Here is a 22,608-nt window from a genome sequence, read left to right as displayed (position 1 = left end):
TCCCCCACCCCACGAAGGACATGACATGACTCAGTACCAGGACGACATCGATGCCATCCAGGCCCTGAAGCAGGAGCACGGCTCCAGCTGGAGCGCCATCGACCCCGAATCAGCCGCACGCATGCGGGCGCAGAACCGCTTCCGTACGGGGCTCGAGATCGCGCAGTACACCGCCGACATCATGCGCCGCGACATGGCCGAGTACGACGCCGACTCGTCGGTGTACACCCAATCGCTGGGTGTCTGGCACGGCTTCATCGGGCAGCAGAAGCTCATCTCGATCAAGAAGCACCTGAAGACCACGAACAAGCGCTACTTGTACCTTTCGGGGTGGATGGTCGCGGCTCTCCGCTCGGAGTTCGGCCCGCTGCCCGACCAGTCGATGCACGAGAAGACCTCGGTCCCCGCGCTGATCGAAGAGCTCTACACGTTCCTCCGCCAGGCGGACGCCCGCGAGCTCGATCTGCTGTTCACCCAGCTGGATGCGGCCCGCGCCGCCGGCGATGACACGGCGACGGAGTTCATCCAGTCGCAGATCGACGGGTTCGAAACCCATGTCGTCCCGATCATCGCCGACATCGACGCCGGGTTCGGAAACCCTGAGGCGACGTATCTCCTGGCGAAGAAGATGATCGAGGCGGGCGCCTGCGCCATCCAGATCGAGAACCAGGTCTCGGACGAGAAGCAGTGCGGCCACCAGGACGGCAAGGTCACGGTGCCGCACGAGGACTTCATCGCGAAGCTCAATGCCGTTCGCTACGCCTTCATCGAGCTCGGCGTCGAGAACGGGATCATCGTCGCCCGCACCGACTCGCTCGGTGCAGGCCTCACCCAGAAGCTCGCCGTCACGCGTGAGCCCGGAGACCTCGGCGACCAGTACAACTCCTTCATCGATGCCGAGGAGATCGCGGAGAGCGATCTCGGCAACGGAGACGTGATCATCAAGCGCGACGGCGCGCTGCTTCGTCCGAAGCGCCTGCCCAGCAACCTGTACCAGTTCCGCGCCGGGACAGGCGAGGACCGCGTCGTGCTCGACTGCATCACTTCCCTGCAGAACGGCGCCGACCTGCTGTGGATCGAGACCGAGAAGCCGCACGTCGAGCAGATCGCCGGCATGGTCGACCGCATCCGCGAGGTCATCCCGAATGCGAAGCTCGTCTACAACAACAGCCCGTCGTTCAACTGGACGCTGAACTTCCGCCAGCAGGCGTTCGACCTGATGGCGGAGCAGGGTGAAGATGTCTCGACATACGACCGCAACTCGCTGATGAGCATCGAGTACGACGACACCGATCTCGCACGACTGGCCGACGAGAAGATCCGCACCTTCCAGCGCGACGCCGCCGCGCGCGCCGGAATCTTCCACCACCTCATCACGCTGCCGACGTACCACACGGCGGCGCTGTCGACCGATGATCTCGCCAAGGGCTACTTCGGCGACCAGGGCATGCTCGCCTATGTCGCGGGCGTCCAGCGTCGCGAGATCCGCGGCGGAATCGCGACGGTCAAGCACCAGAACATGGCGGGGTCCGATCTGGGCGACAACCACAAGGAGTACTTCGCCGGTGAGGCCGCATTGAAGGCCGGCGGTCAGCACAACACGATGAGTCAGTTCAACTGACCAGCGCACCCGCGGAATGCCTGCGCGACTGGATCCCTCCAGCCGCGCAGGCATTCTGCGTCCAGCATCCTGCATCCGAAACCAGCCACCGAGGAGAGACCATGACCGCCACCGCTGACCTCTACGACCTGCACGGCGACAGCTTGCAGTCGCTTCCGCTGCAGCTGCGCTCGTTCGGCGGGGTTCCGCAGTTCGAAGGCACTATCCGCACCGTGCGGTGCTTCGAGGACAACGCGCTGGTGAAGCGGATCCTCGCGACATCGGGTGATGGTGCGGTGCTCGTCGTCGACGGCGACGGATCTCTGCAGACTGCTCTGATGGGCGACATGATCGCGCAGAGCGCGGTGGATGCCGGCTGGTCGGGCGTCGTCATCCACGGCTGCGTGCGCGACAGCGTGATACTGGGCACGATGCCCCTGGGGGTGAAGGCCCTGGGCACGAATCCGCGCAAGAGCGCGAAGGCCGGCGTCGGCGAAATCGATGTGCCCGTGGAATTCGGCGGGGTCGTCTTCCGACCCGGTGCGCGCCTGTTCGCCGATGCGGATGGCATCCTCGTCGAGCGCTGACCGTGCCTGCGTCCTGGCGCGCGCCGGAAAAGGATGGTCGGCGAGAAAAGGATGGTGCGCGCCGGAAAAGGACGGTCGGTGAGATCATGCGATTCAGCCGCCGAAAGCTCCTGTCTCCGTCGAATCTCCTGATTCCACGCACGCCGCGACCCTTCCGAGTACCATCGGAGGCGTGACTGAACGCGCTCCTCTCTCTCGCAAACTGTCCGCCATCGCCGAGTCCGCCACGTTGAAGGTGGATGCCAAGGCCAAGGCACTCAAAGCCGCGGGCAAGCCGATCATCTCCTATGCCGCGGGCGAACCGGATTTCGCAACTCCGCAGTTCGTCGTGGATGCTGCCGCCGAGGCTCTCGCCAATCCGGCGAACTATCGGTACACACCCGCCCCCGGCCTGCCGGCGCTGCGCGAGGCGATCGCCGCGAAGACGCTGCGCGATTCGGGCCTGGAGGTATCCCCGAGCCAGGTGATCGTCACCAACGGCGGCAAGCAGGCGGTGTACCAGGCCTTCCAGGCGGTCGTGAACCCCGGCGATGAGGTGCTGCTGCCGGCCCCGTACTGGACCACCTACCCCGAGGCGATCCGTCTCGCCGATGGCGTGCCCGTCGATGTCTTCGCCGGCGCCGATCAGGATTACAAGGTCACCGTGGCGCAGCTCGAAGCGGCTCGCACCGACCGCACGACAGTGCTGGTGTTCGTCTCGCCCTCGAACCCGACCGGCTCGGTGTACACGGCCGAGGAGACGAAGGCGATCGGCGAGTGGGCCGTCGAGCACGGCATCTGGATCATCACCGACGAGATCTACCAGAACCTCACCTACGAGGGCGTGAAGGCGATGTCGATCGTCGAGGCGTGCCCCGAGGCTGCAGACCAGACGATCCTCGTCAACGGCGTGGCCAAGACCTATGCGATGACCGGATGGCGGGTGGGCTGGATGGTCGGACCGGCGGATGCCATCAAGGTCGCCGGTAACCTGCAGTCGCACCTGACCAGCAACGTGAACAACGTCGCCCAGTGGGGTGCCGTTGCCGCGCTCAACGGCCCGCAGACCGAAGCTGCGCAGTTCCGCGAGGCCTTTGACCGTCGCCGTCGCCTGATCGTGTCGGAGCTGTCGAAGATCGAGGGGATGCACGTGCCGAACCCGCTCGGCGCGTTCTACGTCTACCCCGATGTGCAGGGCCTGCTCGGCCGCACCTGGGGCGGCGTCACCCCGACGACATCACTCGAGCTCGCCGATCTCATCCTGGAGCAGGCCGAAGTCGCCGTCGTTCCGGGTGAGGCTTTCGGCCCCTCTGGCTACCTGCGTCTGTCCTACGCGCTGGGTGATGACCAGCTGCTCGAGGGCGTGCAGCGCCTGCAGAAGCTCTTCGCCTCCTGATCGGACTGCCGGCAGCGTGCGCTGTCACTCGTCCTGGTAACCGATGAGCCAGCGCACGCCGTAGCGGTCGACGAGTGTGCCGTCGTAGTCGCCCCACGGCCGCTTCTGCAGTGCATCGATGACCTCGCCGTCGTCGCCGAGCGCGGCGAACCACGTGGTCAGGGTCGCGGCATCCGCCGTGCCCAGCAGCGAGAAGAACATGCCGTCCATCGTCACCGTGGTGTCGGCTGCGCCAGCATCCGCTCCGGCGATCTCCACCGGCCCTTCGACGAGCATCCCGTGCGCGATCGCGTCGGCGGGGCCATCGCTGCGCCCCGCCGAGGCGTAGTCGAACAGGTGCAGCGTGCCGCCGAAGATCGATTCGTAGTGCCGCAGCGCCTCCGCGGCATTGCCGGGGAACAGCAGGTAAGGAATCAATCCGCTCATCCCGTGACTATACGCCCGCCTCGTTGCTTCGCTCGAGTGCACCGGATGCCGTCGAGTGCACCGCATCCGTACGGCAGCAACCCGTGCGCTCGACGAGATGCCGTGCACTCGGCGGTGGAAGGGAGAGCGAGGTGGCTACAACTCCACGCCGACGAGCACGGGTTCGGGCTGCAGCAGCAGACCGAATTCGGCGTGCACGCGGCTCTGGATGAACCGGGCCAGCTCGCCCAGCTCGCCGGCGGTCGCTTCGCCGCGGTTGGTGAGCGCGAGAGCGTGCTTGGTGGATACGCCGGCACGCGAGCGCGGCAGGCGGAATCCCTTGCGGATGCCGGAATTCTCGATCAACCACGCCGCGCTCACCTTCACCAGTCCCTCGGGGCGCCCGGCACGCGGGGTGAGCCCGGCATATGTCTCGAGCGGAATCACCGTGACGGTGTCGAGGTCGGGCTCCACCGGCCACCGCGGGCACTCCGGCGGAAGGCCTCGAGCGATGCGCTCGGGCACGATCGCGTTCTGGAAGAACGATCCGGCGCTGAACGTGTCGGGGTCGCTCCCGTCGAGCAGCATGCCCTTCGCTGCGCGCGTCTGCAGAATGCGCGTGCGCACCCAGTCGAGCGGGACGGGCTCGAAATCCTCCAGGCCCAGGGCGCGGCGCAGCTGCTCGCCGCGGATCACCCGGCCGGCATCTCCGGTGACGGCGAGGTCGAGCGTCACCGAGAGGATCACCGCACGCCGCCCCTGCGCCTCGCCGTAATGATGCTTGAGCACAGACGTGCGAAAGCCCAGTTCGAGTTCGGCGGCAGGCACGACGACGGGCGCATCCGCACCCTCGTCGATCATCTCCACCTCGACGAGCGTCTCCTGGATCTCCTGACCGTAGGCGCCCACGTTCTGCACGGGCGCCGCGCCTACAGTGCCGGGGATGCCGCTCATCGCCTCGACGCCGGCGTAGCCGCGTTCCACGGCATAGGCGACCAGGTCGTCCCACGAGTGTCCAGCCTGCACGCGCAGGCGCACGCGCCCTTCATGCGGGGAGGGCAGCTCTTCGATGCCGGAGGTGAGGATGCGCACGACCGTTCCGTCGAACGGCTCATCACCGGCGAACAGGTTCGAGCCCCCACCGAGCACGAACCACTCGTCATGCGTCTTCCACACGCTGTGCAGCGCGCTGATCAGCTCTGCGGTGGTCGAAGCCTCCCGCATCCGCTCGGGCGCGGCGCCGGTGCGCAGCGTCGTCAGTCCGCGCAGCGGCAGGGGCGTGATCTGCGTCACATCGGGCGAGGCCATATCGGGCGAGGTCATCTCCGGCGAGGCCATCTCAGAGCGCGACCCGCAGCTGCGCCTTCACCAGCACGGTCTTCTCCGCGAAGGTGACGGTGAGGTCGATGCGCGCCGACGTCTCGTCGACAGCGCCCACCTTCGCGACGACGTGCACGTCAGCCCCGGTTTCGGGGTCGACGACGACGGGCTTCGTGAAGCGCACGCCGTAGTCGAGGAGGCGGGCGTCGGCGGGAAGCGCGGCCACGACCACTGAGGAGGCGATGCCCATCGTCAGCATCCCATGCGCGAGCACACCGGGGAGTCCGACGGATGCCGCGACGTCATCGCGGTAGTGGATGGGGTTGAAGTCTCCCGATGCGCCGGCATAGCGAACGAGCGACTCACGGGTCAGGTGCACGGTGCGCTCGGCGACGATGTCGCCGACGGTGAACTCAGCCATCAGCGCGTCTCCTCATCTGCCGCATCCTGCCCGACCAGCAGGACGCTGGTGGCGGTGACGACATGCTCGCCCGCGGCATCGGTGATGGTCGCGTCGCTGGTGACCATCGCGTTGCCCCCGAGAGTGCGGATGCCGGTGACCGCCAGCTGGGCGATGAGCTCATCGCCTGCGACGATGGGCCGCGTGTAGGCGAAGCGCTGCTCGGCATGGATCGTGCGCGCCAGCACGATTCCCGAATCGGGCTGCGAGAGCAGCTGTTGCAGGGTCAGGTCCTGCACGACCATCGCGAAGGTGGGCGGCGCGACCACATCGGCGAAGCCGGCCGCGCGGGCCGCCTCGACATCGGTGTGCTGGGGAGCATCGGCGAAGACCGCGCGCGCGAATTCGCGCACCTTCTCTCGACCGACGAGGTACGGGGCTGTCGGCGCGAATTCGCGGCCGACCAGATCGTTGTTCACGGGCACCCCTCGATCCTACCCAGCAGAGTGGAACGTCGAGGAGAGCGGATGCCAGAGAAATGCCGCCGATCAGCGCCGGTGCGCCTGGATCGCCTTGATGGCCATCTGCACGGCGATGAAGATCAGGTACCCGGCGAAGAGCATATTGCCGACGAACGGATTGATCAGGGTCGCCAGCCACGCGCCGAGCGCGGTCGTCGTGCAGGCGGAGAGCCCGATGATGCCGGCCGCGAGCAGGTCGACGTTGCGGTGGCGCAGGTTGCCGATGGTGCCCGATAGCGCGGTCGGGATCATCATCAGCAGCGAGGTGCCCTTGGCGACGAGGTCACTGGTGCCGAAGACGAGCATGAGCACCGGCACGACGATCACACCGCCGCCCACGCCGATGAGTCCGGCGATGATGCCGGTGACCATGCCGACCCCGGCGAGTCCGATGCCGTTCGCCCAGCCGAGAATCAGATGGGCGTCGCGCGAGGGGATGACGACGAACAGGCTCACGATCACGATCACGAGGAACCCGACGAACCCCCAGCGCAGCGCCGCCTGCGAGATCTTCGGCAGCAGCCGGGTGCCGATCTGCGCGCCGATGACGGCTCCCGCAGCGAGGATGAGCGCGGGAATCCACGCGACCGCGCCGGACAGCGCGTAGGAGATCACGCCGACACTCGCCGTCGGGACGATCGCCGCCAGCGAGGTGCCCGCACCGCGCCGCTGGTCATAGTGGAGCATCAGCACGAGCAGCGGCAGGATCACCGTGCCGCCGCCGACGCCGAAGAGTCCGGAGAGCAGTCCTGCGGAGAGGCCGATGAATACGAACGTGAGGTACGCGCGCGGCTGTCGGGTTATGGCCTGATCATCCGCATTCACGAACCAAGCCTATCGTCCGCTGAGCCCTGGAACGCGGTCCCGGGGTGTGCGAGACTGACTCGCACACCCGCTCAGGCACATGATCGAAGGAGATCACATGCACAGCTCCTACCCTGACGTCGAGATTCCGAATGTCCCGATCTTCGACTACCTCTTCGACGGGCTCGATGAGTCGCAACTCGATGCTGTCGCCATCATCGACGGAATGTCCGGCGCCGAGACCACGTATCGGCAGCTGGTCGGACAGATCAACCTGTTCGCCGGCGCGCTCGCGGCCCGCGACATCGGGATCGGCACCCGCGTCGGCGTCCTCTGTCCGAACGTTCCGGCATTCGCAACCGTGTTCCACGGCATCCTCCGTGCCGGCGGCACCGCGACGACCATCAACTCGCTCTACACAGCAGAAGAGATAGCGAACCAGCTCGAGGATGCGGATGCCCAATGGCTGATCACCGTATCTCCCCTGCTGCCCAACGCCAAGGCTGCCGCCGAGCTGCGCGGCATCCCGGATGACCACCTGATCGTCCTCGACGGCGCCGAGGGCCACCCGAATCTTCGCGATCTGCTCGGCGAAGGACACCAGGCGCCCGAGGTGTCCTTCGACCCGGCCACCCACCTCGCCGTACTGCCGTACTCCTCCGGCACGACTGGCCGTCCGAAGGGCGTGATGCTCACCCACCGCAACCTTGTCGCGAACGTCGCGCAGTGCGGGCCGCTTCTCGATGTCGGGCCCGACGACCGGCTGCTGGCCGTGCTGCCGTTCTTCCACATCTATGGAATGACCGTGCTGCTGAACTTCGCGATGCGCCAGCGCGCAGGCCTGGTCACGATGCCGAAGTTCGACCTGGTGGAGTTCTTGCGCATCATCGCCGAGCATCGCACCACCTGGGTGTTCGTGGCCCCGCCGATCGCGGTCGCGCTGGCGAAGCATCCGATCGTCGATCAGTACGATCTCTCGGCGGTCAAGGTCATCTTCTCGGGGGCGGCACCGCTCGACGGCGCTCTCGCGGCGGCGGTGGCATCCCGGATCGGCTGCGAGGTTGTGCAGGGATACGGTCTGACGGAGACGAGTCCCGCAGTGAACCTGATTCCCGCCGAGCGCACCGAGATCGACAAGTCGTCGATCGGACCACTCGTCCCGAATACGGATGCCCGTCTGGTCGACTCCGAAACCGGAGCCGATATCGAGGCGCCGACAGAGGGCGTGAGCGCACCGGGAGAGCTCTGGGTGCGAGGGCCGCAGGTGATGACCGGATACCTCAACCGGCCTGACGAAACCGCAGCCACGCTCGACGACGAAGGCTGGTTGCGCACCGGCGATGTCGCCACCGTCACTCACGACGGCATTTTCCACATCGTCGATCGGCTGAAAGAGCTGATCAAGTACAAGGGCTACCAGGTCGCTCCGGCCGTGCTGGAAGCGGTGCTGCTGGAGAACCCCTCGATTGCGGATGCTGCTGTCATCGGCGCGTTCGATGATGACGGCCAGGAGGTGCCGAAGGCCTTCGTGGTCCGTCAGCAGAGCGCAGAGCTCTCGGCGGATGACGTCATGGCATTCGTCGCGTCGAAGGTCGCACCGCACGAGAAGGTGCGACAGGTGGAGTTCATCGACGTCATCCCGAAGTCGAGTTCCGGCAAGATCCTGCGCAAGGATCTGCGCGCGCGCATCTGACCGACTGTTGGCGCGCACGGGGCCCGAGCAGCGAAGAAACCCGCCACCGATCACGGTGGCGGGCTTCTTTGAAATACTGTGACTTACTTGCCGGCCTCGACGAAGCCAGCGGCCTCAGCGGCCTCAGCGGTGCGGAACCACACCTCTGCGATGGTCGCGTCGTACCACTGGCCATCGGGGCGGTGGAACTTCATCGAGTCCTTGTTGCCCTTGATGTCGAAGCCCTCGGGAGCCGAGCCGTCCTCGAGCGGAGCGGCTGAGTCTTCTCCGAAGCCACCGTCGACGAGAGCGGCCGGTGCGGCGGTCTCTTCAGCAGGAGCCTCTTCGGCCTTCTTCTCTGCCTTGGGGGCAGCAGCCTTCGCGGCAGGCTTGGCAGCCTTCTTCTTCGGGGTGACGGGCTCGAGAACGAGCTCGATCACGGCCATGGGCGCGTTGTCACCCTTGCGGTTGCCGACCTTCGTGATGCGGGTGTAGCCGCCCTCACGGTCAGCGACCAGCGGCGCGATCTCGGTGAACAGCACGTGCACGACATCCTTGTCACCGATGATCGATGCCACGCGACGGCGAGCGTGCAGATCGCCGCGCTTCGCGAACGTGATCAGGCGCTCAGCGAGGGGACGCAGACGCTTGGCCTTGGTCTCCGTCGTCTTGATCGACTTGTGGGTGTAGAGCGCTGCAGCGAGGTTCGCCAGCATCAACCGCTCGTGTGCGGGACCGCCTCCGAGGCGGGGACCCTTCGTGGGCTTGGGCATAATCGTCTAACTCCTGATCAGGAAGAGGTCGGGTTTCAGAAGGAATCGTCTTCGTTGCCGCTGTAGAAGTGAGCGCCGTCGAAACCGGGCACCGAATCCTTCAGCGACAGACCGAGCGAGACGAGCTTATCGCGCACCTCGTCGACCGACTTCTGTCCGAAATTGCGGATGTTCATGAGCTGCGTCTCGGAAAGGGCGACCAGCTCCGAAACGGTGTTGATCCCCTCGCGCTTGAGGCAGTTGTACGAGCGCACCGACAGATCGAGATCCTCGATCGGCATGGAGAGCTCGCTGGAAAGCACGGCCTCGACCGGCGCGGGGCCGATCTCGATGCCCTCGGCTTCGACGTTCAGCTCGCGGGCGAGTCCGAACAGCTCCGTGAGAGTCTTGGCTGCCGAGGCGACGGCGTCGCGCGGGCTGATCGACGACTTGGTCTCGACGTCGAGGACGAGCTTGTCGAAGTCGGTGCGCTCACCAGCGCGAGTCGCGTCGACGCGGTAGCTGACCTTGAGGACCGGCGAGTAGATCGAGTCGACCGGGATCTGACCGGCCTCGGCGTACTCGTTGCGGTTCTGCGAAGCCGACACGTAGCCGCGGCCGCGCTCGATGGTGAGCTCGAGCTCGAAGCGGGCGGTGTCGTTCAGCGTGGCGATGACCAGCTCGGGGTTCTGCACCTCGACACCCGCCGGAGCGGAGATGTCAGCGGCGGTGACCTCGCCGGCACCCGTCTTGCGCAGGTACGCGGTGATGGGCTCATCGCGCTCGCTGGCCACGACCAGCTGCTTGATGTTGAGGATGATCTCGGTGACGTCCTCCTTCACACCGGGGATCGTGCTGAACTCGTGCAGCACGCCATCGATGCGAATGGTGGTGACCGAGGCGCCGGGGATAGACGAGAGCAGGCTGCGACGCAGCGCGTTGCCGATCGTGTATCCGAAACCGGGCTCGAGCGGCTCGATGATGAACCGGCTGCGGTTCTCGGCGAGCTTTTCCTCGGTGAGAGTGGGACGCTGTGCAATGAGCACTATGTGTTCCTTTCGATCACATGTCCGCTATATGACATGTGTGGATGAGGTTTTGAGTTTTGTGAAGTCGTGCCCAGAACGGGCTGTAAGCCGCTCGAGCCCCAGAGGGGCCGAGCGGCTAAGCAACCGGATCAGACGCGGCGGCGCTTCGGCGGGCGGCAGCCGTTGTGCGCCTGCGGCGTGACGTCCTGAATCGAGCCGACCTCGAGGCCAGCGGCCTGAAGCGAGCGGATCGCGGTCTCGCGGCCGGAACCCGGCCCCTTGACGAAGACGTCGACCTTCTTCACACCGTGCTCTGCGGCCTGGCGAGCAGCGGACTCCGCTGCCATGCCTGCGGCGTACGGAGTCGACTTGCGCGAGCCCTTGAAGCCCACGCCACCGGACGATGCCCAGCTGATGACAGCGCCGGACGGGTCGGTGATCGAAACGATCGTGTTGTTGAACGTCGACTTGATGTGGGCCTGGCCCAGCGCGATGTTCTTCTTTTCCTTGCGGCGCGGCTTGCGCGCGGCGGCCTTGGGTGCAGCCATGATGATTTTCTCCTAATCCCTGGCCGCTTAGCGGGCCTTCTTCTTACCGGCAACCGTGCGCTTCGGACCCTTGCGGGTACGGGCGTTGGTCTTGGTGCGCTGGCCGCGCACCGGAAGGCCGCGACGGTGGCGGATGCCCTCGTAGGAGCCGATCTCGACCTTGCGGCGGATGTCGGCGGCGACCTCACGGCGGAGGTCACCCTCTACCTTGTAGGTGCCTTCGATGTGGTCGCGAAGTGCGATGAGCTGCTCGTCGGTCAGATCCTTGACGCGGATCGACTCGTCGATCCCCGTAGCCGTGAGGATCTCGACGGAGCGGGTACGGCCGATGCCGTAGATGTACGTGAGGGCGATCACCACGCGCTTGTCGCGCGGGATGTCAACGCCGGCAAGACGTGCCATGCGGTTTCTCCTGGAGTGTGCTGGAGGTGTGGAGCAGCATCCGGTCCCGGGCCTCCGCCCCGAGGTGTCCGCTTCGTCGAGGTCGCTGACCCCGTCTTAGCATCCGATGCTGCCTGACTTCAGATATTGAGTTGTCTTCGAGTGAGCGAAGCACGACCTCTCGGCCTGCTTTGCCCTCCCGATCAGCCCTGACGCTGCTTGTGGCGCGGGTTGCTCTTGCAGATCACCATGACGCGACCGTGGCGTCGGATGACGCGGCAGTGGTCGCAGATGGGCTTAACGCTGGGGTTGACCTTCATGATGTTTCCTGTTCGCTGTCTTCGTACCGCACGCTGTGGACCCTCGATGAACTCGGGAGCCCGTCACGACGCGGTCGTTACTTCTCGACCGATCAGCGGTAGCGGTAGACGATGCGACCGCGCGTGAGGTCGTAGGGGCTGAGCTCCACGACGACGCGGTCCTCGGGGATGATGCGAATGTAGTTCTGCCGCATCTTGCCAGAGATCGTTGCCAGGACCTTATGTCCGTTGCTGAGCTCAACGCGGAACATCGCGTTGGGCAGCGCTTCGGATATGACGCCCTCGATCTCGATGACACCGTCTTTCTTAGCCATAGCCTCGCTGACGCTTCTGCAGATCGGTCGATCTGCGGTGGTTGGGTGATGATTGCGGTGCCGACCGTTCGGACACGCCAGAACGGGCATAAGGCACCAAAGATCTATATTAGACCCTTATTCTGCTAAGCGGCAAATGGAGCCGCCGCGGAAGATGTCAGCCGACTTCCTTGATGAAGGCGTCGACAGCCGTGTACGTCTCCTGCATGGTTCCCGTCAGGCGCTTGCCATCGATGTCCACCGTCGGCGTGCCCGTGATCTCATGCGCCTTGGCCTGAGCCGCGCCGAACTTCTTGTAGGTGCCATCGGCGATGCACGATGCAGCCTTGTCGGCGCCGACCTGGGTCGCGATCTCGGTGAGCTGCTCGTCTGTCAGCCCTGGGCTGTTCTCGGCGGGCTGGTTCGCGAACAGCGCGTTGAAGTAGTCCATGGCCTTGTCCGGTGCGGACTCGGCGACGCAGTACATCGCCGCAGCCGAGCGCGACGAGTAATCGGTGCCCTGCGAGAGGTGATCGAGAATAGCGATCGGGTGGACGTTCAGCGTGATCTTGTCATCGGCCGCGGCCTTCTGCAGGTCTGCGCCGAAGGTCTGCTCGAACGAATTGCACGCTGGGCAGATGAAGTCGACGTACGTGTCGATGGAACGGTCGCCAGAGCCGAAGGTGATCGCTCCGCTCTCGGTGTCGATGATCGCGCTCTTGGGCGCGGTGCCGGGCGAGCTGGCCTCGTTGTTCAACCACACGACGACACCGCCGAGAGCCACCAGCACCACCACGACGGCGATGGATATTCCGATGGCGAACCAGTTGGTCTTCGCCTGAGCGCGTGCCATAGCTTTCCGATCTGTGTACGGCCCGCCGCGACACGGCGAGTCCTGCCTGCCTACTGCAAGTATTCTGCCCCGAGCTCGCTATGTCTGCCATGTGAGCGGCGGTGAAGACCCCAAACTGTCGCTGTCAGGGGATGGGCACGGGCGTGACGCCGAACGACGCGAGTCCGGCCGCCCCGCCGTCGGATGCCGTGAGCACCCAGATGCCGCCGTCATGGCGTGCGACGCTGTGCTCCCAGTGCGCGCCATCGGTGCCATCCACTGTCGAGACGGTCCAGTCGTCGTCCTCGACGAGAGTCGCTTCGCCACCCGCGGTGACCATCGGCTCGATCGCCAGCACAAGTCCGGGGCGGACCTCGGCGCCGGCATCCGGTGTGCGGTAGTTGAAGACGCTCGGAGACTCGTGCATCTTGCGCCCGATGCCATGGCCGACGTATTCGCGGAGGATGCCGTAGCCCTCCCCCGAGACCGATGACGGCCCCTGCGCCTCGATATAGCCTTCGATAGCGGCGCCCAGGTCTCCGATGTGCGTTGCCGCAGCAAGGGCGGCGATGCCAGCCCACATCGACCCCTCGGTGACACGAGACAGTTCTGTGCGCTGCTCGACCACCTCAGGACGCAGCGGGTCCGGCACCACGAAGGTGACGGCGCTGTCGCCGTTCCAGCCCTGGTACTGCGCACCGCAGTCGATCGAGACGATGTCGCCCGCCTGCAGCACCCGCTCACCGGGGATGCCGTGCACGACCTGCTCGTTCACCGAGATGCAGGTCGTGTGACGGTAGCCCCGCACGAGCTGGAAGTTCGATTCCGCCCCGCGGGCGAGGATCGTACGCTCGGCAGCTGCATCCAGGTCAGCGGTCGTGACGCCAGCGCGCACCAGCGGACGGATCGCGTCCAGCGCCGCCGCCGTGATGAGCCCGGGCTCTACCATCGAGCGCAACTGCGCCGGGGTCTTATAGATCGATCTGCGGAACATCGAAGAGCTCAGACGAGCTGACCGATCCCACGTGCGCCGAGCGCAGCGGAGATGCGCGCCGTGATCTCGTCGAGTGAACCGACGCCGTCGATGCGATCGACGATGCCCCGCTCCTGGTACTCCGAGATGATCGGAGCGGTCTCGTTCTCGTAGATGTCCAGCCGGTGGGCGATAGCCGCCTCGGTGTCGTCCGAGCGGCCCTGCTCCACCGCGCGCAGACCAAGCCGCGCCATGCTCTCCTCCCGGGGCACGTCGAGCAGGATCACGGCATCCAGCGCAGCGCTCTGCGCGCTGAGGAAATCGTCGAGGTGACTGACCTGAGCGGTGTTGCGGGGGTAGCCGTCGAGCAGAAAGCCCGTGGCGGCGTCATCCTGCGACAGCCGATCGCGCACGATTTCGCTGGTCAGCTCATCCGGCACCAGGTCGCCGGCATCGAGGATCGCGGTGACCTTCTTGCCGAGATCCGTGCCGTCTTTGATGTTCGCGCGGAAGATGTCACCGGTGGAGACGACAGGAATGCCCAGCGCCTCTGCCACGCGGACCCCCTGGGTGCCCTTGCCGGAGCCCTGCGGGCCGACGATCAGCAGACGTGCGGTGGGGTGCTGGTCCTGTCGGTCAGCGGTCATCGGAGGAGCCCTTCGTAGTGGCGCTGCTGCAGCTGCGCATCGATCTGCTTCACGGTCTCGAGTCCCACACCCACGATGATGAGGATCGAGGCTCCACCGAACGGGAAGTTCTGGTTCGCCTGGACCGTTGCGAGTGCGACGAGAGGGATCAGTGCGACGATGCCGAGGTAGAGCGAGCCGGGGAACGTGATGCGGGTGATCACGTAGTCGAGATACTCGGCCGTCGGACGTCCCGCACGGATGCCGGGGATGAACCCGCCGTACTTCTTCATGTTGTCTGCGACCTCAACCGGGTTGAAGGTGATCGCGACGTAGAAGTAGGTGAAGCCGATGATGAGCAGGAAGTAGACGGCCATGTACAGCGGCTGGTCGCCGGAGACGAGGTACGTCGAGATCCAGGCCACCCATGCGGGCGGCTCGCTGCCATCGGTAGGAGTGTTGAACTGCGCGAGGAGCATCGGCAGATACAGCAGCGATGAAGCGAAGATGATCGGGATCACGCCCGCCATGTTCACCTTGATCGGGATGTAGGTGTTGGTGCCGCCGTAGGTGCGTCGTCCGACCATCCGCTTGGCGTACTGCACGGGAACGCGTCGCTGCGACTGCTCGACGTACACGACCATGGTCATCACCACGATGCCGATGACGAGCACGAGCAGGAACGTCTCGAAGCCACGTGCCTCCCAGATGCCCCACATCGCGGAGGGGAAGGTGGCGGAGATCGACGTGAAGATCAGCAGCGACATTCCGTTGCCGATGCCGCGCTCGGTGACGAGCTCGGCGAACCACATGATGAGGCCGGTGCCGGCGGTCATCGCGATGATGATGAGCAGCTGCGCCCACCACACGTCGTTCGTGAGCAGGTTCTGGCAGGCGGCGACATCGGTGGTGCCGAAGAGCTGTCCGCTGCGTGCGACCGTGACCAGGGTGCTCGACTGCAGCAGTGCGAGCGCGATCGTCAGGTAGCGCGTGTACTGCGTGAGCTTGCTCTGACCGGCCTGACCCTCCTTGTGGAGAGTCTCGAAGTGCGGAATGACCACACGCAGCAGCTGCGTGATGATCGTCGCGGTGATGTAGGGCATGACGCCCAGCGCGAAGATCGACAGCTGCAGCAGGGCGCCGCCTGAGAACAGGTTCACCAGCCCCAGCAGTCCGTCGGTGCCTGCGGTCGTCGCGAGGCACTGCTCGACGTTCGGGAAGTGCACGAAAGGAGCCGGCACGTTCGAACCGAGACGGTACAGAGCGATGATGCCGATGGTGAATAGGATCTTCTGCCGCAGGTCAGGCGTGCGGAAGATTCGCGCGATGGCGCTAAACAAGGGCGTTCCTCCTGAAGGGATTGCCGAACGTCGAAGGACGGCCGAAAGTCCAGGGTAACGCACGAGAGGGGCCGGAGAATATCCGACCCCTCCCCGCGTTGATCACCTGGGTGCTCAGTTGACTGAACCGCCAGCGGCGACGATCTTCTGTTCGGCGCTGTTGGACACCTTGTCGACCGAGACCGAGAGCTTCACGGAGATGTCTCCGTCGCCCAGGACCTTGACCTTTTCGTTCTTGCGCACGGCACCCTTCGCGACCAGGTCGCTGATGGTGACGTCTCCACCCTTGGGGTAGAGCTCGGCGAGCTTGGCCAGGTTCACGACCTGGTACTCGACGCGGAACGGGTTCTTGAACCCGCGCAGCTTCGGGGTGCGCATGTGCAGCGGCATCTGCCCACCCTCAAAGCCCACGCGAACGGTGTTGCGTGCCTTGGTGCCCTTGGTACCACGACCGGCAGTCTTGCCCTTGGAGCCCTCACCGCGACCCACACGGGTCTTGGCGGTGTTGGATCCGGGGACCGGACGCAGGTGGTGCACCTTCAGGACGGCGGGACGGGCTGCCGGAGCATCCGCGTCCTTGTTCGCCGGAGCCTTCTTGGCAGCGGCCTTGGCCGGAGCCTTCTTGGTGGCGGTCGCAGCGGGCTTCTTCGCTGCGGTCTTCTTCGGGGCCTTCCCGGCCTCGACGGCTTCGTTCTCAGCCATTAGTCGATCTCCTCAACCTTGACGAGGTGAGCGACGGTCCGGACGTATCCGCGCGTCTGCGCGTCATCCGGGCGAACGACCGAGTCGCCGATCTTCTTGAGACCGAGCGAACGCAGCGTGTCGCGCTGGTTCTGCTTCTCACTCACCTTGGACTTGACCTGCGTGACCTTGAGGCGCTCAGCCATCAGGCACCTACCTTCTGCGCGGCGGCGGCAGCGGCCTTCGCCTCGTTGCGGATGATGATCTCCGGCACGACGGCGTCGTAGTCGAGGCCACGACGGGCTGCGACAGCGCGCGGCTCCTCAAGGCTCTGGAGAGCCTCGACGGTCGCGTGCACGATGTTGATCGTGTTCGAGGAACCCAGCGACTTCGACAGGACGTCGTGGATGCCAGCGCACTCGAGCACGGCGCGAACCGGACCACCGGCGATGACACCGGTACCGGCCGCAGCCGGACGCAGCAGCACCACACCGGCAGCGGCTTCACCCTGCACCGGGTGCGGGATGGTCGAGCCGACGCGCGGAACGCGGAAGAAGTTGCGCTTGGCCTCTTCGACACCCTTCGAGATCGCCAGAGGCACCTCGCGAGCCTTGCCGTAGCCGACGCCCACCAGACCGTTGCCGTCACCGACGACCACGAGAGCGGTGAAGCTGAAGCGACGACCACCCTTCACGACCTTCGAGACGCGGTTGATGGTGACGACGCGCTCCAGGAACTGGTTGTCGCCACGGTCGCGCGAGTTGCGGTCGCGTCCACCCTGATTGCGGTCACGGCCGCCGCGGCGGTTGTCACGCTGCTCGCGCTGCGGCTCAGCCTGAGTCGCTGCGGGAGCTTCGGCCGGAGCCTCTACGGTCACTTCGTTCTCCTTGGTGTCACTCACAGTGCCAGCCCCCCTTCACGGGCGCCATCGGCGATGGCTGCGACACGACCTGCATAGCGGTTGCCGCCACGGTCGAACACTGCCTCGGAAACGCCGGCTGCCTTCGCACGCTCGGCGACGAGCTCGCCCACCTTGCGCGCCTTGGCGGTCTTGTCACCGTCGAAGGAGCGCAGGTCGGTCTCGAGCGTGGAAGCGGATGCCACGGTGTGGCCCTTGCTGTCGTCGACCAGCTGCACGAACACGTGGCGCGCCGAGCGATTGACGACAAGGCGCGGACGCAGTTCGGTGCCGGAGATCTTCTTGCGAAGACGGGCATGCCGACGTGCGCGGGCGGCGGACTTTGACTTGATAGCCATGGTTACTTACCAGCCTTTCCGGCCTTGCGACGCACGACCTCGCCGGCGTACCGCACACCCTTGCCCTTGTAGGGCTCGGGCTTGCGAATCTTACGGATGTTCGCAGCTGCCTCGCCGACAGCCTGCTTGTCGATGCCGCTCACGGTCACCTTGTTGTTGCCCTCGACGGTCAGGGTGATCCCTGCCGGCGCGTCGACCAGCACGGGGTGCGAGAAGCCGAGAGCGAACTCGATGGAGTTGCCCTTCTGCTGCACGCGGTAACCGGTGCCGACGACCTCGAGGCCCTTGGTGTAACCCTGGGTGACGCCGATGATGTTGTTGTTGATGAGCGTGCGGGTCAGGCCGTGAAGCGACCGCGACTCGCGCTCGTCGTCGGGGCGAGTAACCAGAACCTGGCTCTCCTCGACCGAGATCTCGATGGGGCTGGCGAGCTCGAGGGTCAGTTCACCCTTGGGGCCCTTCACCGCAACCTCGCGACCGCTGACCGAGATGGTCACACCCGCGGGGATTTCAATGGGAAGCCGTCCAATGCGCGACATATCAGATCACCACACGTAGGCGACTACTTCTCCGCCCACGCCCTTCTGCTCTGCCTGGCGGTCGGTGAGAAGACCGGAGGATGTGGACAGGATGGCAACGCCCAGGCCGCCGAGGACGCTGGGCAGCTCGGTCGACTTCGCGTAGACGCGGAGGCCGGGCTTGGACACGCGCTTGATGCCCGCGATGGAGCGCTCACGGTTGGGACCGTACTTGAGCGACAGGGTGAGGTTGCTGCCGACGCGAGCGTCGGTGATCTCGAAGCCGGCGATGTAGCCCTCCTGCTGGAGGATCTCGGCGATGTTCGTCTTGAGCTTGCTCGACGGCATCGACACAGAGTCGTGGTGCGCCGAGTTCGCGTTGCGCAGACGGGTCAGCATATCTGCGACCGGGTCTGTCATTGTCATAGTGAGTTTCCTTCGATCATGAGGTTCCGGCTGCCGTTACACGACAGACGGCCTGCGATGAGCACGCAAAGTTCAATTGTACGTGCAGTCCGACAGGCTCAGTAACCGTTGCCGGTTGCTGAGCCTGTCGAAGGGTCATGCCGGGGCGTCGGCGGCCTTGAACGGGAAGCCGAGCGCGCGCAGGAGTGCACGTCCCTCGTCATCCGTCTTCGCCGTCGTGACGACCGTGATGTCGAAACCGCGAACGCGGTCGATCTTGTCCTGATCGATCTCGTGGAACACGCTCTGCTCCTGGAGACCGAAGGTGTAGTTGCCGTTGCCATCGAACTGGTCACCCGACAGACCGCGGAAGTCGCGGATGCGGGGCAGTGCGAGGTTGACCAGGCGGTCGACGAACTCCCATGCGCGGTCGCCGCGGAGGGTGACGTGCGCACCGATGGCCTGTCCTTCACGCAGCTTGAACTGCGCGATGGACTTGCGAGCCTTCGTGACGATCGGCTTCTGGCCGGTGATCTTGACGAGGTCTTCGACCGCGCCATCGATCACCTTGCTGTCGCGAGCCGCCTCGCCGACACCGGTGTTGACGACGACCTTCACAAGACCGGGGATCTGCATGACGTTCGGGTAGCCGAACTCCTCCTGCAGAGTCTTCTTGATCTCGTTGTTGTACTTCGCCTTGAGGCGGGGCTGGGTCTTGCCAGCCACCGCGGCGTCAGTCGCTGCCATCAGAGGTCCTTACCTGACTGCTTTGCATAGCGCACGCGAACCGTGCGCTTCACGCCGTCCTTGACCTGCTCCTCGACACGGTGGCCGACACGGGTCGGCTTCTTGGTCGAGGGGTCGACGACGGCGACGTTGGAAATGTGGATCGGGGCCTCGACGGTCTCGATTCCACCGGTCTTGGTGCCGCGCTGGGTCTGGCCCACACGAGTGTGGCGGGTGACGTAGTTCACGCCCTCCACGACGACGCGGTTCTGCTCGCCAAGGATATCGAGGACCTTGCCCTGCTTGCCGCGGTCGCCGCCCTTATCCTGCTTGCGGCCGGTCATGACCTGAACCAGGTCACCCTTTTTGATGTTCGCCATGATCAGATAACCTCCGGCGCCAGCGAGACGATCTTCATGAACTTCTTGTCACGAAGCTCGCGACCGACCGGTCCGAAGATGCGGGTGCCACGGGGCTCCCCATCGTTCTTCAGTAGCACGGCGGCGTTCTCGTCGAACTTGATGTACGAGCCGTCGGAACGGCGCGTGGACTTTTTGGTGCGGACGATGACAGCCTTGACCACATCGCCCTTCTTGACGTTGCCGCCGGGGATCGCGTCCTTGACAGTCGCGACGATGGTGTCACCCAATCCCGCGTAGCGGCGGCGCGAACCACCGAGAACACGGATCGTGAGCAGTTCCTTCGCGCCGGTGTTGTCGGCGACCTTGAGGCGGGACTCCTGCTGAATCACTTGGCCTTCTCCAGAATCTCCACCAGACGCCAGCGCTTGGTGGCGCTCAGCGGCCGAGTCTCGTTGATGAGAACGAGATCGCCGATGCCGGCGGTGTTGTCCTCGTCATGCGCCTTGACCTTTGAGGTCACGCGAATGACCTTGCCGTAGAGCGCGTGCTTCACGCGGTCTTCGACCTCGACGACGATGGTCTTGTCCATCTTGTCGCTGACGACGTATCCACGGCGAGCCTTGCGGTAACCGCGTGCGCTTGCGTCGCGCACATCGTGCTCGCCGTGCGCAGCTGCTTTCTTCTCAGCCATTACTCGGCCTCCTCCTTGGGCGCGTCAGCCGAAGCTTCCTTCTTCGCCTTCGCCTTGGACGCCTTCTTGGCCGGAGCCTCGACGGGCGCTGGCGTGGCACGAATGCCCAGCTCACGCTCGCGGATCACGGTGTAAAGGCGCGCGATGTCGCGCTTGACGGCGCGGATGCGGCCGTGGCTCTCCAGCTGGCCGGTGGCCGACTGGAAACGGAGGTTGAACAGCTCCTCCTTGGCCTTACGCAGCTCCTCGACGAGGCGCTGGTCTTCGAACGTATCGAGCTCGACAGGTGCGAGCTCCTTGGTGCCGATCGCCATTACGCGTCGCCCTCCTCGCGCTTGATGATGCGTGCCTTGAGAGGCAGCTTGTGAATGGCACGGGTGAGTGCCTCGCGAGCGAGTTCTTCGCTCACGCCAGCGACCTCGAAGAGGACGCGACCCGGCTTGATGTTCGCGACCCACCACTCCGGCGAGCCCTTACCGGAACCCATGCGGGTTTCCGCAGGCTTCTTGGTGAGGGGGCGGTCGGGGTAGATGTTGATCCACACCTTTCCACCACGCTTGATGTGACGGGTCATCGCGATACGAGCGGACTCGATCTGACGGTTGGTCACATAAGCGGGGGTGAGAGCCTGGATGCCGAACTCGCCGAAGGAGACCTTCGTGCCGCCGGATGCCTGGCCCGAGCGCTTCGGGTGATGCTGCTTGCGGAATTTGACCTTGCGCGGGATGAGCATTATGCCGACGCTCCTTCTGCGACCGGAGCCTCGTTCCGCGGAGCGCGACGACGGTCGCCACCACGGTCACGTGACGGTTTCTGGTTCGCCTGCTCGCGAGCGAGTTCCTTGTTGGTGAGGTCGCCCTTGTAGATCCAGACCTTCACGCCGATGCGGCCGAAGGTGGTCTTTGCCTCGTAGAAGCCGTAGTCGATGTTCGCGCGGAGGGTGTGCAGCGGCACACGGCCTTCGCGGTAGAACTCGGAACGGCTCATCTCCGCGCCACCGAGGCGGCCGGAGACCTGGATGCGGATGCCCTTGGCGCCGGCGCGCTGAGCGCCCTGCAGACCCTTGCGCATCGCGCGACGGAACGCCACACGAGCAGAGAGCTGCTCGGCGATGCCCTGCGCGACGAGCTGAGCGTCAGCCTCGGGGTTCTTGACCTCAAGGATGTTCAGCTGGATCTGCTTGCCCGAGAGCTTCTCGAGGTCACCGCGGATGCGCTCGGCTTCGGCGCCACGGCGACCGATGACGATGCCAGGACGTGCGGTGTGGATGTCCACACGCACGCGGTCGCGGGTGCGCTCGATCTCGATGTTCGAGACGCCGGCACGATCGAGCTGCTTCTCGAGCAGCTGACGGATCTTGATGTCCTCGGCCACGTAGTCGGCGTAACGCTGGCCCGGCTTCGTCGAGTCCGAGAACCAACGCGACACGTGGTCCGTGGTGATTCCGAGGCGGAAGCCGTACGGGTTTACCTTCTGGCCCATTACTTGCTCGCCTTCTTCGTCGTGGCCTCTGCGGCTGCCGCGTCAGCGACCTCCGGAGTAGCCAGCACGACCGTGATGTGGCTCGTGCGCTTCTTGATCTGGAATGCGCGACCCTGAGCACGGGGCTGGAAACGCTTGAGCGTCGTGCCCTCGTCGACGTACGCGTTCTTCACGTACAGGTCCTGCTCGTCGAGGAACTCGCCGTCGCGGTCTGCCTTCACCGATGCGTTCGCCATTGCAGAGTGCACGAGCTTGTAGATCGGCTCGCTGGCACCCTGCGGTGCGAACTTCAGGATGGCGAGCGCTTCCTGCGCCTGCTTGCCCTTGATGAGTGCGACGACGCGACGAGCCTTCTGAGGGGTCACGCGGATGTGTCGCACGCGTGCGATGGACTCCACCATTTCTCTCTCCTCTATCGTCCCCGCGTCAGCGGCGACGGCCCTTCTTGTCGTCCTTCACGTGGCCGCGGAAGGTGCGGGTGGGCGCGAACTCGCCCAGTTTGTGTCCGACCATGGTCTCGGTGACAAACACGGGGATGTGCTTGCGACCATCGTGGACGGCGATCGTGTGACCCAGCATCGCCGGGATGATCATCGATCGGCGTGACCAGGTCTTGATGACGTTCTTGGAACCGGCTTCGTTCTGACCGACCACCTTGTGAAGCAGGTGCTCGTCGACGAAGGGGCCCTTCTTGAGACTGCGTGGCATC

Annotated in this window: 34 protein-coding genes; 4 read left to right on the top strand and 30 right to left on the bottom strand. The window is 65.1% G+C overall.

Annotation, left to right across the window (positions count from 1 at the left end; all coding sequences use genetic code 11):
• The first annotated feature begins 25 nt into the window (after positions 1-25).
• The 3 genes from FM104_RS05360 to FM104_RS05350 all read left to right on the top strand — a co-directional run bounded on the left by FM104_RS05360 (position 26) and on the right by FM104_RS05350 (position 3,562).
• Positions 26-1,621 carry an isocitrate lyase gene (locus FM104_RS05360; protein ID WP_087130430.1) on the top strand — a complete coding sequence of 532 codons (1,596 nt, stop codon included), beginning with the start codon at positions 26-28 and terminating at the stop codon, positions 1,619-1,621.
• 101 nt (positions 1,622-1,722) lie between these two features.
• Positions 1,723-2,187, top strand: coding sequence for a ribonuclease E activity regulator RraA (rraA, locus tag FM104_RS05355; protein WP_087130429.1), 465 nt, complete (start codon positions 1,723-1,725; stop codon positions 2,185-2,187).
• 172 nt (positions 2,188-2,359) lie between these two features.
• Positions 2,360-3,562, top strand: coding sequence for a pyridoxal phosphate-dependent aminotransferase (locus FM104_RS05350; protein ID WP_087130428.1), 1,203 nt, complete (start codon positions 2,360-2,362; stop codon positions 3,560-3,562).
• A 24-nt stretch (positions 3,563-3,586) separates the two neighbouring features.
• Here the strand turns inward: FM104_RS05350 and FM104_RS05345 are convergent, their stop codons facing one another.
• From FM104_RS05345 to FM104_RS05325, 5 genes are all read right to left on the bottom strand, one after another.
• Positions 3,587-3,988 carry a VOC family protein gene (locus FM104_RS05345; RefSeq protein WP_087130427.1) on the bottom strand — a complete coding sequence of 134 codons (402 nt, stop codon included), beginning with the start codon at positions 3,986-3,988 and terminating at the stop codon, positions 3,587-3,589.
• A gap of 135 nt (positions 3,989-4,123) precedes the next feature.
• Positions 4,124-5,290 carry a UDP-N-acetylmuramate dehydrogenase gene (locus FM104_RS05340; protein WP_373407836.1) on the bottom strand — a complete coding sequence of 389 codons (1,167 nt, stop codon included), beginning with the start codon at positions 5,288-5,290 and terminating at the stop codon, positions 4,124-4,126.
• A 16-nt stretch (positions 5,291-5,306) separates the two neighbouring features.
• Positions 5,307-5,708 carry a MaoC/PaaZ C-terminal domain-containing protein gene (locus FM104_RS05335; RefSeq protein WP_087130426.1) on the bottom strand — a complete coding sequence of 134 codons (402 nt, stop codon included), beginning with the start codon at positions 5,706-5,708 and terminating at the stop codon, positions 5,307-5,309.
• Positions 5,708-6,172 (bottom strand): FAS1-like dehydratase domain-containing protein, encoded by a 465-nt coding sequence (locus tag FM104_RS05330; RefSeq protein ID WP_087130425.1) that lies wholly within the window; start codon positions 6,170-6,172, stop codon positions 5,708-5,710. Before FM104_RS05330 ends, FM104_RS05335 begins: the two co-directional genes overlap by 1 nt.
• A gap of 63 nt (positions 6,173-6,235) precedes the next feature.
• Positions 6,236-7,033, bottom strand: coding sequence for a sulfite exporter TauE/SafE family protein (locus FM104_RS05325; protein ID WP_087130424.1), 798 nt, complete (start codon positions 7,031-7,033; stop codon positions 6,236-6,238).
• A gap of 97 nt (positions 7,034-7,130) precedes the next feature.
• Here FM104_RS05325 and FM104_RS05320 point away from each other — a divergent pair, with 97 nt between their 5' ends.
• The gene (locus tag FM104_RS05320; protein ID WP_087130445.1) at positions 7,131-8,705 is read left to right on the top strand and encodes an AMP-binding protein; all 1,575 of its coding nucleotides are present in this window, start codon (positions 7,131-7,133) and stop codon (positions 8,703-8,705) included.
• 83 nt (positions 8,706-8,788) lie between these two features.
• Here the strand turns inward: FM104_RS05320 and rplQ are convergent, their stop codons facing one another.
• The 25 genes from rplQ to rpsS form a co-directional block, all read right to left on the bottom strand.
• Positions 8,789-9,457, bottom strand: coding sequence for a 50S ribosomal protein L17, sunset domain variant (gene rplQ / locus FM104_RS05315; protein WP_087130423.1), 669 nt, complete (start codon positions 9,455-9,457; stop codon positions 8,789-8,791).
• A 35-nt stretch (positions 9,458-9,492) separates the two neighbouring features.
• On the bottom strand, positions 9,493-10,482 hold the full coding sequence (locus tag FM104_RS05310) for a DNA-directed RNA polymerase subunit alpha (protein ID WP_087130422.1): 990 nt from the start codon (positions 10,480-10,482) through the stop codon (positions 9,493-9,495).
• Positions 10,483-10,613: 131 nt separating this feature from the next.
• Complete coding sequence (rpsK, locus tag FM104_RS05305; RefSeq protein WP_071644012.1) at positions 10,614-11,012, bottom strand: 30S ribosomal protein S11; 399 nt, start codon at positions 11,010-11,012, stop codon at positions 10,614-10,616.
• A gap of 27 nt (positions 11,013-11,039) precedes the next feature.
• Positions 11,040-11,414, bottom strand: a complete 375-nt coding sequence (gene rpsM, locus FM104_RS05300) for a 30S ribosomal protein S13 (RefSeq protein ID WP_087130421.1) — start codon at positions 11,412-11,414, stop codon at positions 11,040-11,042.
• 182 nt (positions 11,415-11,596) lie between these two features.
• Positions 11,597-11,713, bottom strand: coding sequence for a 50S ribosomal protein L36 (gene rpmJ / locus FM104_RS05295; protein WP_071644008.1), 117 nt, complete (start codon positions 11,711-11,713; stop codon positions 11,597-11,599).
• Positions 11,714-11,805: 92 nt separating this feature from the next.
• On the bottom strand, positions 11,806-12,027 hold the full coding sequence (infA, locus tag FM104_RS05290; protein WP_017201569.1) for a translation initiation factor IF-1: 222 nt from the start codon (positions 12,025-12,027) through the stop codon (positions 11,806-11,808).
• A 157-nt stretch (positions 12,028-12,184) separates the two neighbouring features.
• A complete protein-coding gene (locus tag FM104_RS05285; protein ID WP_087130420.1) occupies positions 12,185-12,859 on the bottom strand; it encodes a DsbA family protein in 675 nt (224 codons plus the stop codon).
• A gap of 124 nt (positions 12,860-12,983) precedes the next feature.
• Positions 12,984-13,832, bottom strand: coding sequence for a type I methionyl aminopeptidase (map, locus tag FM104_RS05280; RefSeq protein WP_087130419.1), 849 nt, complete (start codon positions 13,830-13,832; stop codon positions 12,984-12,986).
• 8 nt (positions 13,833-13,840) lie between these two features.
• Entirely contained in the window at positions 13,841-14,458 is a 618-nt protein-coding gene (locus tag FM104_RS05275; RefSeq protein WP_087130418.1) for an adenylate kinase, read from the bottom strand.
• The gene (secY, locus tag FM104_RS05270) at positions 14,455-15,777 is read right to left on the bottom strand and encodes a preprotein translocase subunit SecY (RefSeq protein WP_087130417.1); all 1,323 of its coding nucleotides are present in this window, start codon (positions 15,775-15,777) and stop codon (positions 14,455-14,457) included. Before secY ends, FM104_RS05275 begins: the two co-directional genes overlap by 4 nt.
• Positions 15,778-15,891: 114 nt before the next feature.
• Entirely contained in the window at positions 15,892-16,479 is a 588-nt protein-coding gene (gene rplO / locus FM104_RS05265; RefSeq protein ID WP_087130416.1) for a 50S ribosomal protein L15, read from the bottom strand.
• Positions 16,479-16,664 (bottom strand): 50S ribosomal protein L30, encoded by a 186-nt coding sequence (rpmD, locus tag FM104_RS05260; protein ID WP_087130415.1) that lies wholly within the window; start codon positions 16,662-16,664, stop codon positions 16,479-16,481. The genes rplO and rpmD overlap by 1 nt, the downstream gene beginning before the upstream one ends.
• Positions 16,664-17,359, bottom strand: coding sequence for a 30S ribosomal protein S5 (gene rpsE, locus FM104_RS05255; RefSeq protein ID WP_087130414.1), 696 nt, complete (start codon positions 17,357-17,359; stop codon positions 16,664-16,666). Before rpsE ends, rpmD begins: the two co-directional genes overlap by 1 nt.
• Positions 17,356-17,715 (bottom strand): 50S ribosomal protein L18, encoded by a 360-nt coding sequence (gene rplR / locus FM104_RS05250; RefSeq protein WP_087130413.1) that lies wholly within the window; start codon positions 17,713-17,715, stop codon positions 17,356-17,358. Before rplR ends, rpsE begins: the two co-directional genes overlap by 4 nt.
• 2 nt (positions 17,716-17,717) lie before the next feature.
• Complete coding sequence (rplF, locus tag FM104_RS05245) at positions 17,718-18,254, bottom strand: 50S ribosomal protein L6 (RefSeq protein ID WP_087130412.1); 537 nt, start codon at positions 18,252-18,254, stop codon at positions 17,718-17,720.
• Between the two features lie 6 nt (positions 18,255-18,260).
• On the bottom strand, positions 18,261-18,659 hold the full coding sequence (gene rpsH, locus FM104_RS05240) for a 30S ribosomal protein S8 (RefSeq protein ID WP_087130411.1): 399 nt from the start codon (positions 18,657-18,659) through the stop codon (positions 18,261-18,263).
• 135 nt (positions 18,660-18,794) lie between these two features.
• Positions 18,795-19,385: a 50S ribosomal protein L5 gene (rplE, locus tag FM104_RS05235; RefSeq protein ID WP_087130410.1), complete on the bottom strand. Its 591-nt coding sequence runs from the start codon at positions 19,383-19,385 to the stop codon at positions 18,795-18,797.
• Positions 19,385-19,744: a 50S ribosomal protein L24 gene (gene rplX / locus FM104_RS05230; RefSeq protein WP_087130409.1), complete on the bottom strand. Its 360-nt coding sequence runs from the start codon at positions 19,742-19,744 to the stop codon at positions 19,385-19,387. The genes rplE and rplX overlap by 1 nt, the downstream gene beginning before the upstream one ends.
• Before the next feature lie 2 nt (positions 19,745-19,746).
• Complete coding sequence (gene rplN / locus FM104_RS05225; protein ID WP_087130408.1) at positions 19,747-20,115, bottom strand: 50S ribosomal protein L14; 369 nt, start codon at positions 20,113-20,115, stop codon at positions 19,747-19,749.
• Positions 20,112-20,417: a 30S ribosomal protein S17 gene (gene rpsQ / locus FM104_RS05220; protein ID WP_087130407.1), complete on the bottom strand. Its 306-nt coding sequence runs from the start codon at positions 20,415-20,417 to the stop codon at positions 20,112-20,114. The genes rplN and rpsQ overlap by 4 nt, the downstream gene beginning before the upstream one ends.
• Positions 20,417-20,731, bottom strand: coding sequence for a 50S ribosomal protein L29 (gene rpmC, locus FM104_RS05215; RefSeq protein WP_087130406.1), 315 nt, complete (start codon positions 20,729-20,731; stop codon positions 20,417-20,419). The genes rpsQ and rpmC overlap by 1 nt, the downstream gene beginning before the upstream one ends.
• The gene (gene rplP, locus FM104_RS05210; protein ID WP_087130405.1) at positions 20,731-21,150 is read right to left on the bottom strand and encodes a 50S ribosomal protein L16; all 420 of its coding nucleotides are present in this window, start codon (positions 21,148-21,150) and stop codon (positions 20,731-20,733) included. The genes rpmC and rplP overlap by 1 nt, the downstream gene beginning before the upstream one ends.
• Complete coding sequence (gene rpsC / locus FM104_RS05205; protein ID WP_087130404.1) at positions 21,150-21,899, bottom strand: 30S ribosomal protein S3; 750 nt, start codon at positions 21,897-21,899, stop codon at positions 21,150-21,152. Before rpsC ends, rplP begins: the two co-directional genes overlap by 1 nt.
• Positions 21,899-22,300 (bottom strand): 50S ribosomal protein L22, encoded by a 402-nt coding sequence (rplV, locus tag FM104_RS05200; protein ID WP_087130403.1) that lies wholly within the window; start codon positions 22,298-22,300, stop codon positions 21,899-21,901. The genes rpsC and rplV overlap by 1 nt, the downstream gene beginning before the upstream one ends.
• A 25-nt stretch (positions 22,301-22,325) precedes the next feature.
• Positions 22,326-22,607 carry a 30S ribosomal protein S19 gene (gene rpsS / locus FM104_RS05195; RefSeq protein ID WP_087130402.1) on the bottom strand — a complete coding sequence of 94 codons (282 nt, stop codon included), beginning with the start codon at positions 22,605-22,607 and terminating at the stop codon, positions 22,326-22,328.
• Between the last annotated feature and the right edge of the window lies 1 nt (position 22,608).

The sequence above is a fragment of the Microbacterium esteraromaticum genome (assembly GCF_900163815.1).
Taxonomy (GTDB): domain Bacteria; phylum Actinomycetota; class Actinomycetes; order Actinomycetales; family Microbacteriaceae; genus Microbacterium; species Microbacterium esteraromaticum_B.
Note: the sequence above shows the minus strand (reverse complement) of the source record. Positions and strands in the feature narration are given on the sequence as shown.

Excerpts from the sequence above, each read along its gene's own strand:
- FM104_RS05360 (WP_087130430.1), top strand. The coding sequence starts at position 26 with ATGACTCAGTACCAGGACGACATCGATGCCATCCAGGCCCTGAAGCAG.
- rraA (WP_087130429.1), top strand. The coding sequence starts at position 1,723 with ATGACCGCCACCGCTGACCTCTACGACCTGCACGGCGACAGCTTGCAG.
- FM104_RS05345 (WP_087130427.1), bottom strand. The coding sequence starts at position 3,988 with ATGAGCGGATTGATTCCTTACCTGCTGTTCCCCGGCAATGCCGCGGAG.
- FM104_RS05340 (WP_373407836.1), bottom strand. The coding sequence starts at position 5,290 with ATGACCTCGCCCGATATGGCCTCGCCCGATGTGACGCAGATCACGCCC.
- FM104_RS05335 (WP_087130426.1), bottom strand. The coding sequence starts at position 5,708 with ATGGCTGAGTTCACCGTCGGCGACATCGTCGCCGAGCGCACCGTGCAC.
- FM104_RS05320 (WP_087130445.1), top strand. The coding sequence starts at position 7,131 with ATGCACAGCTCCTACCCTGACGTCGAGATTCCGAATGTCCCGATCTTC.
- rplQ (WP_087130423.1), bottom strand. The coding sequence starts at position 9,457 with ATGCCCAAGCCCACGAAGGGTCCCCGCCTCGGAGGCGGTCCCGCACAC.
- rpsK (WP_071644012.1), bottom strand. The coding sequence starts at position 11,012 with ATGGCTGCACCCAAGGCCGCCGCGCGCAAGCCGCGCCGCAAGGAAAAG.
- rpsM (WP_087130421.1), bottom strand. The coding sequence starts at position 11,414 with ATGGCACGTCTTGCCGGCGTTGACATCCCGCGCGACAAGCGCGTGGTG.
- rpmJ (WP_071644008.1), bottom strand. The coding sequence starts at position 11,713 with ATGAAGGTCAACCCCAGCGTTAAGCCCATCTGCGACCACTGCCGCGTC.
- infA (WP_017201569.1), bottom strand. The coding sequence starts at position 12,027 with ATGGCTAAGAAAGACGGTGTCATCGAGATCGAGGGCGTCATATCCGAA.
- FM104_RS05285 (WP_087130420.1), bottom strand. The coding sequence starts at position 12,859 with ATGGCACGCGCTCAGGCGAAGACCAACTGGTTCGCCATCGGAATATCC.
- map (WP_087130419.1), bottom strand. The coding sequence starts at position 13,832 with ATGTTCCGCAGATCGATCTATAAGACCCCGGCGCAGTTGCGCTCGATG.
- FM104_RS05275 (WP_087130418.1), bottom strand. The coding sequence starts at position 14,458 with ATGACCGCTGACCGACAGGACCAGCACCCCACCGCACGTCTGCTGATC.
- rplO (WP_087130416.1), bottom strand. The coding sequence starts at position 16,479 with ATGGCTGAGAACGAAGCCGTCGAGGCCGGGAAGGCCCCGAAGAAGACC.
- rpmD (WP_087130415.1), bottom strand. The coding sequence starts at position 16,664 with ATGGCTGAGCGCCTCAAGGTCACGCAGGTCAAGTCCAAGGTGAGTGAG.
- rplR (WP_087130413.1), bottom strand. The coding sequence starts at position 17,715 with ATGGCTATCAAGTCAAAGTCCGCCGCCCGCGCACGTCGGCATGCCCGT.
- rplF (WP_087130412.1), bottom strand. The coding sequence starts at position 18,254 with ATGTCGCGCATTGGACGGCTTCCCATTGAAATCCCCGCGGGTGTGACC.
- rpsH (WP_087130411.1), bottom strand. The coding sequence starts at position 18,659 with ATGACAATGACAGACCCGGTCGCAGATATGCTGACCCGTCTGCGCAAC.
- rplE (WP_087130410.1), bottom strand. The coding sequence starts at position 19,385 with ATGGCAGCGACTGACGCCGCGGTGGCTGGCAAGACCCAGCCCCGCCTC.
- rplX (WP_087130409.1), bottom strand. The coding sequence starts at position 19,744 with ATGGCGAACATCAAAAAGGGTGACCTGGTTCAGGTCATGACCGGCCGC.
- rpsQ (WP_087130407.1), bottom strand. The coding sequence starts at position 20,417 with ATGGCTGAGAAGAAAGCAGCTGCGCACGGCGAGCACGATGTGCGCGAC.
- rpmC (WP_087130406.1), bottom strand. The coding sequence starts at position 20,731 with ATGGCGATCGGCACCAAGGAGCTCGCACCTGTCGAGCTCGATACGTTC.
- rplP (WP_087130405.1), bottom strand. The coding sequence starts at position 21,150 with ATGCTCATCCCGCGCAAGGTCAAATTCCGCAAGCAGCATCACCCGAAG.
- rpsC (WP_087130404.1), bottom strand. The coding sequence starts at position 21,899 with ATGGGCCAGAAGGTAAACCCGTACGGCTTCCGCCTCGGAATCACCACG.
- rplV (WP_087130403.1), bottom strand. The coding sequence starts at position 22,300 with ATGGTGGAGTCCATCGCACGCGTGCGACACATCCGCGTGACCCCTCAG.
- rpsS (WP_087130402.1), bottom strand. The coding sequence starts at position 22,607 with ATGCCACGCAGTCTCAAGAAGGGCCCCTTCGTCGACGAGCACCTGCTT.